At 69.7% G+C, this 12841-nt stretch carries 9 protein-coding genes; 8 read left to right on the top strand and 1 reads right to left on the bottom strand.

Going from position 1 to position 12841, the window contains the following annotated elements; genetic code table 11:
- Positions 1–295 precede the first annotated feature (295 nt).
- The 6 genes from ftsE to glk all read left to right on the top strand — a co-directional run bounded on the left by ftsE (position 296) and on the right by glk (position 6024).
- Positions 296–982 carry a cell division ATP-binding protein FtsE gene (gene ftsE, locus N800_RS12500; RefSeq protein ID WP_036139149.1) on the top strand — a complete coding sequence of 229 codons (687 nt, stop codon included), beginning with the start codon at positions 296–298 and terminating at the stop codon, positions 980–982.
- Positions 979–1935 carry a permease-like cell division protein FtsX gene (gene ftsX / locus N800_RS12495; RefSeq protein ID WP_052108223.1) on the top strand — a complete coding sequence of 319 codons (957 nt, stop codon included), beginning with the start codon at positions 979–981 and terminating at the stop codon, positions 1933–1935. The genes ftsE and ftsX overlap by 4 nt, the downstream gene beginning before the upstream one ends.
- A 2-nt stretch (positions 1936–1937) precedes the next feature.
- Complete coding sequence (locus N800_RS12490) at positions 1938–2780, top strand: response regulator (protein WP_036139145.1); 843 nt, start codon at positions 1938–1940, stop codon at positions 2778–2780.
- 170 nt (positions 2781–2950) lie between these two features.
- Positions 2951–3652, top strand: coding sequence for a uracil-DNA glycosylase (gene ung / locus N800_RS12485; protein ID WP_036139143.1), 702 nt, complete (start codon positions 2951–2953; stop codon positions 3650–3652).
- Between the two features lie 98 nt (positions 3653–3750).
- Complete coding sequence (locus N800_RS12480; RefSeq protein WP_036139140.1) at positions 3751–4812, top strand: prephenate dehydrogenase/arogenate dehydrogenase family protein; 1062 nt, start codon at positions 3751–3753, stop codon at positions 4810–4812.
- A gap of 222 nt (positions 4813–5034) precedes the next feature.
- Positions 5035–6024, top strand: a complete 990-nt coding sequence (gene glk, locus N800_RS12475; RefSeq protein WP_036139138.1) for a glucokinase — start codon at positions 5035–5037, stop codon at positions 6022–6024.
- Positions 6025–6133: 109 nt separating this feature from the next.
- Here glk and N800_RS12470 read toward each other — a convergent pair whose 3' ends face one another.
- The gene (locus N800_RS12470; protein ID WP_036139135.1) at positions 6134–8854 is read right to left on the bottom strand and encodes a TonB-dependent receptor; all 2721 of its coding nucleotides are present in this window, start codon (positions 8852–8854) and stop codon (positions 6134–6136) included.
- 313 nt (positions 8855–9167) lie between these two features.
- On the opposite strand from N800_RS12470, the gene N800_RS12465 reads away from it, so the two are divergent.
- Together N800_RS12465 and N800_RS12460 are read left to right on the top strand one after the other, a co-directional pair.
- A complete protein-coding gene (locus tag N800_RS12465; RefSeq protein WP_036139133.1) occupies positions 9168–11801 on the top strand; it encodes an alpha-amylase family glycosyl hydrolase in 2634 nt (877 codons plus the stop codon).
- Between the two features lie 85 nt (positions 11802–11886).
- On the top strand, positions 11887–12789 hold the full coding sequence (locus N800_RS12460; RefSeq protein ID WP_084087620.1) for an endonuclease/exonuclease/phosphatase family protein: 903 nt from the start codon (positions 11887–11889) through the stop codon (positions 12787–12789).
- Positions 12790–12841 lie beyond the last annotated feature (52 nt).

The raw sequence follows: 12841 nt of genomic DNA, 5'->3' as shown, positions 1-12841 counted from the left end.
CGGCAAGCCCAACCACGTGCCGGCCACCAAGCCGGCGCGTCCGGCCGCGGCTGAAGCCAAGCCCGGCCTGCTGGAGCGGATCGGTCGCGGGCTGAAGGCACTGGTCACCCGCGCCCCGCGTTCCCAGCACTGATCCGCGCGGCATGCCGTGCCCCGACGCCGGCCTCGTGCCGGCGTCGCTGTTTCCGGGCCGCGCGCGGGGTTGCGACGCGGGCCACCTTTGCCACGTCGGGCGGTGCTGGCCTTCGTCGCCGTCGCCCCCGATACTGGTGCCATTGATAACGACCGGTGAGCGATGAGCGTCCTTCGCTTCGACAACGTCAGCAAGCAGTACGGCGGGGGACACACCGCGCTGAGCGAGGTCAGCTTTGACGTGGCAGCCGGCGAGATGCTGTTCGTCACCGGCCACTCCGGCGCCGGCAAGAGCACACTGCTCAAGCTCATCCACCTCAGCGAGCGGCCGAGCCGCGGCACGGTGCTGTTCCGCGAGAAGAACCTGCTCAAGGTGCGTGGCGGCAAGGTTGCCCTGCACCGCCGCAATGTCGGCGTGGTCTACCAGGACCACCGCCTGCTGGCCGACCGCAGCGTGGCCGACAACGTGGCGCTGCCGCTGCTGCTGCGCGGGCTGCGCCGTGGCGACATCGCCAAGCGCGTGCGCGTGGTGCTGGAGCGGGTGGGCCTGGGCGCGCGCGCCAATGCGCTGCCCACCCAGCTGTCCGCGGGCGAGCAGCAGCGCGTGGGCATCGCCCGCGCGGTGGTGACGGAGCCGGCGCTGCTGGTGGCCGACGAGCCCACCGGCAACCTCGACCCAACGCTGTCGGCCGAGATCCTGGCCCTGTTCGAAAGCCTGCCCGAACGCGGCACCAGCGTGCTGGTGGCCAGCCACGACCTGGGCCTGGTCAAGCGCATGAGGAAGCGCGTGCTGGTGCTCAACCAGGGGCGCCTGGTCGACGACATCCGTCCGGAGGAACTGGCCGAATGAATGCCGATACCGGCAATCGACCGCTGCCGGCCGGGCGCGGGCAATCGAGGCTGGGCGCGTGGTTCGACCACCACGTCTACAGCCTGGTGGCCAGCGTGGGCCGCATGCTGGGCAAGCCGTGGGCGACCCTGCTCACCGTGGGCGTGATGGCGGTCGCGCTGGCTCTGCCGTTGGGGCTGTGGGCGGCACTGCACAACGTGCAGCGCTTCACCGGCGACGTGCAGCAGGCGCGGCAGCTCAGTGTATTCCTCAAGCCCGAGGTCGCGGGCGCGCGCGCCACCGAACTCGCGGCGCAACTGCGCGCGCGCGGCGACGTCGTCGCGGTCGAGCATCGCACGCCGGAGCAGGGCTTGGCCGAACTGCGCGAGCGCAGCGGACTGGCCGACGTGCTGGCCGGGGTCGATGGCAACCCGCTGCCGCACCTGTTGCTGGTCACGCCCAAGGGCGACGAGGCCTTGCTGGCGGACACGCTGCAGGCGTTGCCGGAGGCCGACGTGGTGCAACACGACGCGTCGTGGCGTCAGCGCCTGGATGGCTGGCTGCGCTTCGGCGGCCGCTTCGCGCTGGTGCTGGCGGCGTTGCTCGGTCTCGGCGCCCTGCTGGTGGTCGGCAACACCGTGCGCCTGGACATCCAGGCGCGCCGCGAGGAAATCGGCGTGCTGCAACTGCTGGGTGCCACCGATGGCTTCATCCGTCGCCCATTCCTGTACCTGGGGGCCTGCTACGGCATCGCCGCCGGGGCGATCGCGCTGGCGATGCTGACCGCCGCCGACATCGCGTTGCGCGCGCCGCTGGCCGAACTGGCCACCAGCTACGGCAGCCGCTTCGCCCTGCAGGGCTTCACCGTCGTCCAGGCCGCGGGCATCGTGGTCGGCGCCGGCGTGCTCGGCTGGCTGGGTGCCGGCCTTGTCACCGGCCATTACCTGCGGCAGACCCGCCCCACCGACACCTGAGCATGGACAGCACCGAACTCCGTCATCTGGACGACGCGGCCACGCGGGTGATGGTCGTCGACGGCTCCAAGCTGGTACGCAAGCTGATCGGCGACGTGCTGGCGCGTGAACTGCCGGGCCTGCAGCTGGTGCCTTGCGGCAGCATCGCCGAGGCCCGCGCCGCGCTGGCCGAAGGCCCGGTCAACCTGGTCACCACCTCGCTGGTGCTGCCCGACGGCGACGGCATCGCGCTGGCGCGCACCGTGCGCGAGGCGGCGGGGCAGGCCTACGTGCCGGTGATCGTGGTCTCCGGCGAGGCGCAGGCGCACCTGGAGGCGCGGCGCTTCACCGAGGACGTCACCGACTATTTCGACAAGGCGCTCGGCCACCAGGCGCTGGCCACCTTCATCCGCGGCTACGTGCAGCCCGAGGCGATCCCCGGCGCGCGCGTGCTGTACGTGGAGGACAGCAAGGTGGTGGCGCTGGCGACCAAGCGCATGCTCGAGCGCCACGGGCTCAACGTGCTGCACTTCGTCGGCGTGGAAGAGGCGCTGGCGCACCTGGAGGCGCACCTGGGCCAGGACGACGTCGGTGCCGACGTGATCCTCACCGACGTCTACCTGAAGGGCGCGCTGGAAGGCGGCGACCTGCTGCAGCGCGTGCGCCAGGTTTACGGCTACGGCAAGCGGCGCCTGCCGGTGCTGGTGATGACCGGCGACGCCAACCCGGCCAACCAGACCGCGCTGTTGCGCGATGGCGCCAACGACCTGGTGCTGAAGCCGATCGAGGAGCGGTTGCTGATCACCAAAACGCTGTTCCAGCTGCGGTTGGCGCGGCTGCCGGAACAAGGGTCGCTCGATGGCTGACGCCATGTCGCGAGCGTCCGGAAGGGCCAAGCCCTCTCAAGTCGCGCCCGGCCCGGCGCCATGGCCGCCGGGCGTTCGTCAAGTCGCAGGCCAGTGGCCTGCAGGCGACTTTCCTCACCCACGTTATTCGCTTGGTTGAGAGGGCTTGGCCCTTCCGGACGCCTCCAGACGTGACTGAAGACCGCATCAAACTCGAGCCTTCGTGGAAAGTGCACGTGGGTGACTGGCTGCAGCGCGAGGACATGCGCGCGTTGTCGGACTTCCTGCGCGAGCGCAAGGCGCGGGGCGCGGAGGTGTATCCGCCGGGACCGCAGATCTTTGCCGCGTTCGAGGCCACGCCCTTCGACCAGGTGAAGGTGGTGGTCCTGGGCCAGGACCCGTACCACGGCGCGGGCCAGGCGCATGGGTTGTGTTTTTCGGTGCAGCCGGGCGTGGACGTGCCGCCGTCGCTGCTCAACATCTACAAGGAAATCGAGCGCGACCTCGGCGTGCGGCGGCCGGACCACGGTTGCCTGTTGCCTTGGGCGCGACAGGGCGTGCTGTTGCTCAATGCCGTGCTCACGGTCGAGGCCGGCAAGGCGGGCAGCCACCAGGGCAAGGGTTGGGAAGGGTTCACCGACCACGTGGTGGATACGCTCAACCGCGAACGCGAAGGCCTGGTGTTCCTGCTGTGGGGCAGCTACGCGCAGGCCAAGGGCAAGGTGATCGATCCACGCAGGCACAAAGTGCTGAAAGCACCGCACCCGTCGCCTTTGTCGGCGCATCGCGGCTTCAGTGGCTGCGGGCACTTCTCCGCCGCCAACGCCTACCTCGCGCGGCAAGGATTGGCGCCCATCGACTGGTCGTTGCCGCCGCGCGCGGCGCTGGGCTGAGCGCGCATTGTTGCAGCGGTGACCGTTTCGCCGGAAACCGCTGAAAAATAGCACCTGCGGCGTGGAAAAATGGAGGCCCCGCATCGCAAGGCAGTCCCATGGCAGTGGCCGGTACCCTCGGCATCCTCGGTTACGGCCGCTTCGGCCAGGCACTGGCCGGTCTGCTGCAGGCGCAAGGCTATCGTTGGTACGCGCATGACCCGGTGGCGCCGGTGCCCGCGGCCCACGCGGTCGCCTCGCCCGGGGCGCTGGCGGTGCACGCCGAAGTGCTGATCGTCGCGGTGCCGGTGCCGCAGTTCGAATCCGCGCTGCAGGCATTGCGTCCATACCTGCAGCCGGACCACGTCGTCATCGATGTGGCGAGCGTGAAGCAGGGGCCGTGTGAAGTGATGGATGCGGTGCTGGGCCGCGATATCGCGCATGTCGGCGCGCATCCGCTGTTCGGCCCGCTCAGCATCGCGCGCGCCGAGCCGCTGCGCACCGTGATCTGCCCCAGTCCGCTGCACCCGCGCGCGGCGGATCGCGCCGAGGCGCTGTTCACCGCACTCGGCAGCGAAGTGGCGCGGCAAACGCCGGAGGCGCACGATCGCTTCATGGCATTGACCCATGCGATGGCGTTCTTCATCGCCAAGGGCTTGCTCGACCTCGGCGTAGGCGACGACTTGCGCTGGGCGCCGCCCAGCTTCAGCGCCCTTGCGGCGTCGATCGGCGCGGTGCGCGCGGACGCCGGCCACCTGTTCCGCGCGATCCAGAACGACAATCCGTACGCGGCGCACACCCGGCGCCAGTTCATGGACGCGCTGCGCGAGATTGACCAGCGCATCGGCGACAGTGCCGCAGGCGAGCCGATGGCCGCCACCGTGGCCCTGGCGATCCCGGACCTTGGGCAGCATTCGCCGGCGTTGCGCGAGGTGCGTGAACACATCGACGAATTGGACCGCGAGCTGGTCGACCTGCTGCGTCGTCGCCGCGAGCTGAGCACGCGGGCGGCTGCCGCCAAGCGAGAACTCGGTGCGCCGGTGCTGGACCCGACGCGTGAGGCCGACCTGATGCACGAACGCGCGCGATGGGCCGAAGCCGCCGGACTCGCGCCGGACGACGTGCAGGCGCTGTTCCGCGGCATCCTCGGGATGAGCCGGCGGGTGCAGGGGGCGGGTTAGCGCGGCTTTCCGCCAAGGACGTGATGCGTCGATTGCGCGTCGCTTGGCGCCCGACGATGCGCATTCGAACGAAGCATCTGCGCCCTTCGACGAAGTAGTGCGCGCCTGCGGTCCCTGCAAACGTATGCACCCACCCATCCTGCTGCTGGCAGGTACGCTTGCCCCTGGCCCCGCGCGAACCGCGGGTTGGCGACATCGCAGCGGGCAAGGCGGGGGAGTGGCATGACGGCGGATTCAAACGAGCTGGCGTTGATCGCCGACATCGGCGGTACCAATGCGCGTTTCGCGCTCACCGATCTGGCCGCGCCGCAACCGACGTTGCTGCAATCGCGGGCGTTGTGCAACGCCGAGTTCGCCAGCCTGCAGCACGCGGCGGAGCACTACCTGGAGGGCGTCGGCGTGCGCCCGCGGCGTGCGGCGATCGCCGTCGCCTCGCCGGTCGCGGCGGACGAGATCCGGCTGACCAATCGCGCCTGGTTGTTCAGCCGCAGCGAGTTGCAACGCACGCTCGGCCTGGACGAACTGCGCGTGCTCAATGACTTCGGCGCGGTCGCCTGGGCGGTCCCGGCGCTGTCGTCGGAAGACTGCGTCGCGCTGTACGGGCCGCCGATGGCCCCGCTGCGTGGGCCGGTCAGCGTGCTGGGCCCGGGCACCGGCTTCGGCGTGGGCCTGCTGGTCGGCGACGCGCAACGCGGCTGGCAACCGGTCGAAACCGAGGGCGGCCACGTGACGCTGGCCCCGATCGGCGAGGAGGAGCACGCCATCGTGCGCTGGATGGACGCGCAGCACGGGCGCACGTCGCACGAGCGGGTGCTGTCCGGTGCTGGCCTGGCCCAGTTGGATGCCGCGTTGCGCGGCGTGGTCCCCTCCCCGGGCGCGACGCCGCCCGGCGTGCGCGATCCGGCCGACATCGTGGCCGCCGCGCTGGAGGGCCACGACGTGGCCTCGCGCCGCGCGCTGGCGCGGTTCTGCGCGATCCTCGGCAGCGTGGCCGGCGATGCCGCGCTGATCCACGGCGCGCGCACGCTGGTGATCGCCGGCGGGATCGTGCCGCGTTTCGTGCCGTTCCTGCGCAGCAGCGCGTTTCGCGAACGCTTCCTGGCCAAGGGGCGGTTCGCAGCGTATCTGGAATCGGTGTCGGTGAACGTGGTGACCCACCCGCATCCGGGCTTGCTCGGTGCGGCTGTGGCGTTGCGCCAAGGCCCGGCCTGATACGGGGAGTTGCGCGGCGGCTCCGGCCGGTCCGTACACCCCGTCGTCAGCCAAGAAAAAACCCGCCAGCGAGCGCTGGCGGGTTCTGGGTTTCCCAAGCGGGTAAATCTCAGAAGCGGTAGCTTGCGCCCAGCAGCACCTGGCGGCCGTACTCGTTGTACATCCGCGGCTGGTTGCCGTCGGCGTCGAACGTCTCGCGGTACGGCTCGTTGTCCAGGTTGTTGACCTGCAGCAGCAGCGACAGGCCTGCCAAGCTGGTGCCCTCGCCGAAGGTGTAGCCCAGCTGCGCGTCGATGATCTCCTCGCCCTGGATGTAGCGCGGCGAACGGTCACCACCAAAGCCCTGCACCTCGCCCAGGAACGAGGAGCGCTTGCGCTGGCTCACGCGGGCCGAGAAGCCGTACTTTTCGTAGTACAGGGTGATGTTGGACACCTCGCGCGACAGACCCGGCAGCTGGATCGCCGGTTCGTTCTCGAACGGAGTGACACGGCTGTGGGTGTTGGAGTAGCTGGCCTGCACGCCAAAGCCGTCGAGCGGGGCCCAAAGCAGGTCGAACGGCATCGACACCGCGGCCTCGAAGCCGTAGATGATGCCGCCGTTCACGTTACGCGGCGCCTTGAAGTAGCCGATGTTGGACGGCGGCATGAGCCCGCGCGGCTCGTAGCCGGTGAAGTCGTAGCCGAATTCCTCGACTTCCATGACCCAGGAGTGCAGGTCCTTGTGGAAAGCCGCGAGGGAGACGTAGCCGCGGTCGGCGAAGTACTTTTCGTAGGACACGTCGAGCGCCGTCGCACGCCACGGCTCCAGTTCCGGGTTGCCGCCGCTGGCGTACCACACCGGGATAGGACCGCGATCGGTCTTGACCTCGACGTTCTGGTTGGCGCGCATCTGGTCCATGCGCGGACGGGCCATTTGCTCGCCCAGGCCAATGCGCAGCGTCTGGTCATGGGCCAAGCCGAACGCCAGGTTCAGGCTCGGCAGTACGTCGGTATGGACCGCGCCGCCGGTGAGCGGAACCGGCGCGTCGGCGTCGGAGAAGGGCACGATCAGGCCATCGGAGCTCTGGTCGACGCGGACCACCTGCAGGCCGACGTTGCCGCGCAGCGAGGTGGAGCCGACGTCGGTGTTGATGTTCCACTTCACGTAACCGGTGGTCGTGTCCTCGTTGACCGTCCAGTTCTTGTTGCGGATGTCGGGATGGCTGTGCGGGTCGATCTCGTACAGGCCATAGACCTGCATGATGTCGTAGCTGATGCTGCCGGGAATGCCGGTGAAACCGAGGTCGGCGGGGTCGTTGATCGCGCTGCCTGGAATCGGCATCGACAGCCCGCCATTGGGCACGCGAAGGAACGCCTCGAGGCCGCTGCGGCGGGTCTTCTCGCGCTCGGCCCTGTTCGCGCCGAACTCCACGCTGCTGAAGATGCCGTCGTCGAAGCTGCGCTCGGCGCCCACGCGCAGCGAGGTGAGCTCATCCTCGACGCTTGGGAACTTGACGAAGCCTGCCTGGCCCCAGCCCGCCGGGTCGGTGAGCACCACGTTGGCCGGATCGGCCAGGTCCACGTCGTAGGTGAAGTGGGGCAGGCCGGTGGCGGTGTCGATGGTGAAGTCGACGTTGGCGGTGTTGCCTTGGGTGACGTGGCCGAGGCCGGCGTACGTCTCCAGTAGCATCTCCTCGCGTTCGGCCTTGGACCAGCTCAGGTCGGCGGTGGCGGTCCACTGGTCGTTGAAGCGGAACTTGTGGTTCCAGCCCGCAGCGAAGATCTTGTCGTCCTGGGTGTTGAGGTCGTTGCGCAGCACCGGGCGCACGTTGTTGAAGGTGCCGCCGACGACCATGCCGTCGCGGATCACCGGGTTGGTGAGCGTGATCTCATTGCGGTTGCCCCAGCCCAGCGGCGCCTCGATGAAACGGCTGGTCTCGGACTTGTCGAATTCGGAGTAGAACAGGTCGAGCACGGTCGAGTAGCGATCGCTGGGCTTGAACTCCAGCACGCCCATCAGGCCATCGCGCTCGCTCTCGGTGGACGACGCGATCGACTTGCTGCCGCCGATCACGGCGTTGCCGCCTGCGCCGGGGAAGTCGGTCGGATAGCCCCACGCTTCCCAGCGGTTGGCCTGTCCCGGCGAATCCATGTGCGCGTAGCCGATGGCCACGCCCAGCTTGTCGTCGAGGAACTGGTCGATGTACGACGCACTGGCGCGGAAGCCCATGTCGTCGTAGCCGGGGTTGAGTTCGCCCAGCGAGTTCTTCTCGCCGCGCACGTTGAACGCGGCCACGCGCTCGGCGAAGTCCAGCGGACGCACGGTCTTGAGGTTCACGGTGCCGGAGAGGCCCTGGCCGATCAGGCCGGCGTCCACGGTCTTGTGCACCACCACGGCACTGAGCAGCTCGGAGGGGTACTGGTCGAACTCCGCGCCACGGTTGTGGCCCACGCTGACCTGCTCACGTCCGTTCAGCAAGGTGGTGCCGAAGTCCTCGGCCAAGCCGCGGATGCTGATGGTGGAGGCGCGGCCGGCCACGCGCTGCGCGGTCAGGCCGGGCAGGCGGGCGATCGACTCGGCGATGCTCTGGTCGGGAAGCTTGCCGATGTCTTCGGCGGAGATCGCCTCGACGATCACGTCGGCCGACTGCTTGGTCTCGATAGCCCGCTCGATGCCGACGCGGATGCCGGTCACGGTGACCTTGTCCAAGGTCGAGGCTTCATCCTGGGTCGTGTCGCTCGGGTTCTCCTGGGCGCCGTCGGTGACGGTCTGCGCCTGTACGCTCGCAGCTACCAGCATCGTTGCCGACGCCAGTGCCACGCTGAGCAGGTTGCGCTTCAGCTTCAACATCTCCCCCTCCACTTGAACTCAATCGTTATCTGTTTCGGACCGCTTGCGTCGAATGCGCCTGGCTGGCCCCGGTTTGGCTGGACGGAACGCCCAACTCCAGCGTGAACCGATGGTAGTCGTGGGCGGTCATGCACAAATCGGGCTGCATACGTATTCATGGCGAATGGACGCACGCGCCGTCACGTTTGAACGGGGTGCGTGGAATAGTGGTTGCGCCAAGGGCGGCGCCGGCCCGCCGCGGGAGGTTTTCTGAATGCGCATCGCGCCGTGGGGTTGGGGGCTGGCTTGCTGGCTAGGCATGGCATGTGCGCCGATGCCGGCAGTCGGCGCGTCGGCGTCGTCGGGGGCCTTACATGTGCCCTCGCCGGATTGGCGCGACCAGGTCATCTACTTTGCCATGATCGACCGTTTTGACGACGGCGACCCGCGCAACAACGACCAGGGTAAAGGCGAGTTCGACCCGCGCGACGGCGCGCGTTACAGCGGGGGCGACCTGCGCGGCTTGGCCAGGCGGCTCGACTACATCCGCGGCCTGGGCGCTACGGCGGTGTGGGTCACGCCACCGGTCGCGCACCAGTGGTGGAACCGCGACGTCAGCTACGGGGGCTACCACGGTTACTGGGCCGAGCATTTCAAACGCATCGACGCGCACTTCGGCACCCTGGACGACTACCGCGCGCTGTCGCGCGGGCTGCACGCGCGAGGCATGTACCTGGTGCAGGACATCGTGGTCAACCACGTGGCCAACTACGGCGGCTACAAGGGCGGCTGGTCGGCCGGCGAACCCGCCGCGCATTTCGTGCTGCACCCGGCCGCGGGCGGGCGCACGGCCCCGACGCAGGCTCCGTTCGACCTGAATGATCCGCGCCGGCGCGCGCACCGCGCGGCAGCGATCTACCACTGGACCCCCGACATCCGCGACTACGCCGACCCGGTGCAGGAGCGCGACTGGCAGATGGCCGGGCTGGACGACCTCAACACCGAGAACCCGCGCGTGCGCGACGCGTTGCGCGACTCGTATGCGTATTGGATCCGCGAGGCGGGGGTGGATGCGTATCGGGTGGACACCGCCTTCTACGTGCCGCCGGAATTCTTCGCCGACTTCCTCCACGGACGTGGCCCGGGCCATCCGGGCATCTTGCAGGCCGCGCGCGCGACGGGGCGTGAGCAGTTCCACGTGTTCGGCGAGGGCTTTGGCATCGACCGACCGTTCGAGGACATGCAGGCCCGCCGCATCGATGGCTACATGCGCGGCGCGGACGGCACGTCGCTGCTGCCGGGCATGATCAACTTTCCGCTGTATGGCACCACGCTGGATGTGTTTGCGCGCGGGCAGGCCCCGGCCGCGCTGGCGCACCGCATCGCCAACGTCATGCAGGTGCACGCGCAGCCGCACCTGATGCCCAGCTTCATCGACAACCACGACGTCGACCGGTTCCTGGCCGGCGGCACCGCGCAGGGGCTGAAGCAGGCGCTGTTGATGTTGATGACCCTGCCTGGCATTCCCACCGTTTACTACGGCACCGAGCAGGGGTTCACCCAGCCGCGCGCGGCGATGTTCGCGGCCGGCTACGGCGCGGGCGGACGCGACCACTTCGATGCGCAGGCGCCGCTGTATCGCTATCTGCAGCAGGTCATCGCGCTGCGTCGCGGGCACCGGGTGTTCTCCCGCGGCGTGCCCGAAGTGCTGCACGCCAATGCCGCGGCGCCGGGCGCGCTGGCGTACCGCATGCGCGGCGAAGGCGAGGCCGCGCTGGTGGTGTTCAATACCGCCGATCGCGCCACGCTGCTCGACAACCTCGACACCGGCCTTCCCGCAGGCACCGTGCTGCGCGGCGCCTTCGCGATCGATGCGTCGGCGCGGGAGCTGGTGGTGGGTGAGGGCGGGCGGGTCACGCTGCCGTTGGTCGCGCGCAGCGGCCAGGTGTGGCTGCACGAGGCGCAGACTGCGGCGACGGGCGCATCCCCGAGCATGGTCGGTGCCGCGGCCCCCATCCCAACCACCGATACGACGAGCCGCGCATCCGTGGCCCAGGCGCGTGATTGGGCGCCCCTGGCCTTGGATGGCATGCCGTCAGGCGTGGTGCGCGGCCCGCTCTCCGTGCGGGGCACTGCCCCCGGCCGGCGCGAGATTCGGTTGGTGGTGGATGGCGACGTCGCCAGCGGGCAGCGCGTGCGGGTCGGCCGCGACGGCCGCTGGCAGGCCCGCGTGGCTACCGCCGGGCTGGTCGACGCCGCGGTGGAGCATCGCCTCGTGGCGTGGGACCCGGTCGGCGGCAACGCGTCGGCGGCGCAGACGTTCCGCGTGGACCCGGTGTGGACCACGCTGGCCGTGGTGGAGGACCCTGCGGACGACGACCACGGCCCGACCGGCCAGTACCGTTACCCCGACGATGCCGGCTGGCACGCGGCCGGGCGCGTGCTCGACCTGCGCGGCGTGCGCGTGGTGGCCAGCGGCGGTGCGCTGCAGCTGGAGCTGCAGACCGCGGCCATGGCCGCCGCGTGGAACCCCGCCAATGGCTTCGACCACGCCGCCTACACCGTGTACGTGCAACTGCCGGGCCGGGCCGATGGCGCGACGGTGATGCCGCAACAGAATGCCCACCTGCCCGACGGCATGCGCTGGCACTACCGGCTGCGCGTGCACGGTTGGTCGAATACGCTGTTCGCCGCGGATGGCGCTACCGCTACCGACGAGGGCGCCCCGGTGACACCGGCGGCATCGCTTGCCGTGGACCGCGCCAACGCGACGCTGCGCCTGACCCTGCCTGCGAGCGCGCTCGGCCACCCGGCCACGCTGGCCGGCGTCAAGGTGTACGTGACCACCTGGGACTACGACGGTGGCTACCGCGCGTTGACCCCGGCGGGCGGAGCGATGGTGTTCGGCGGCGGCGATGGCGCGATCGCGCCACGGGTGATGGATGCAGTCATCGTGAGCACGCATTAGGCGTACGCGACGCAGCCTGCGGGCGCCGTCCTGTTGACCCTGCCGCGCCGGCTACACTCGCGGTGGATGTCCGGGGGCCAAGCCGATGCTGAGTTGCAGTTGGAAGCGTGAACCGTGGTGGCCGCACGTGGTCGTGCACGCCACGCTGATGGCGATGGCGATGGCGATGGCGTGGCTGCCCGCCATGGCCACGCCGCCTGTCGCGCCGGCACTGCGGGTGATGACCTTCAACGTACGGCTGCCCACCGATGCGGATGGCGACAATCGCTGGGTGCTGCGTCGCGAACAGATGGTGCGACTGCTGGCCGCGCAGCAACCGGACGTGATCGGCACCCAGGAGCTGTACGCCGAACAGGGCGATTACCTGGCCGAGCACCTGCGGGGCTATGCGTGGTTTGGCGAAGGGCGGCGGGGTGGTCCGGGTGACGAGCATGTCGGCGTGCTGTATCGCCACGACCGCCTGCGCGTGCTCGCCTCAGGGGATTTCTGGCTCTCGGACACGCCGGATGTGCCGGGCAGCATCACCTGGAATCACCTGTATCCGCGGCTGGCGACCTGGGCGCTGTTCCAGCGCAAGGCCGACGGCCGCCGCTTCTATCTGTTCAATACCCACCTGCCGTACCGGGACGAGGACCAGCCGGCGCGGGTGCGCGGCGCGGCGCTGCTGCGCGCGCGCATCGCGGCGTTGCCGGCCGGTGTGCCGGTGGTGGTGACCGGCGACTTCAACATCGCCCCGGCCAATCCGGTGCACGCCACGCTGGTGCCGCTGTTGCACGACGCGTGGCAGGAGGCGGCGCAGCGGGAGGGGCCGGCCGCGACCTTCCACGGATTCAGCGGGCGTGCCGACCGGCGAATCGACTGGATCCTGCTACGTGGGCTGGACGTCGTGCGTGTCGCAACGCTGGATACACAGGAAGCCGGGAGCTTTCCGTCCGACCACTTCCCGGTCGTGGCGGATCTGGCGTGGCCCGCGGCCGAAAGCCCCTGAGTCGCACCACAGCGGGCCCCGCGCGCATCCGGCGCGCGGCGGTCGCGAAGCC

The organism is Lysobacter daejeonensis GH1-9 (genome assembly GCF_000768355.1).
GTDB lineage: Bacteria > Pseudomonadota > Gammaproteobacteria > Xanthomonadales > Xanthomonadaceae > Aerolutibacter > Aerolutibacter daejeonensis.
Note: the sequence above shows the minus strand (reverse complement) of the source record. Positions and strands in the feature narration are given on the sequence as shown.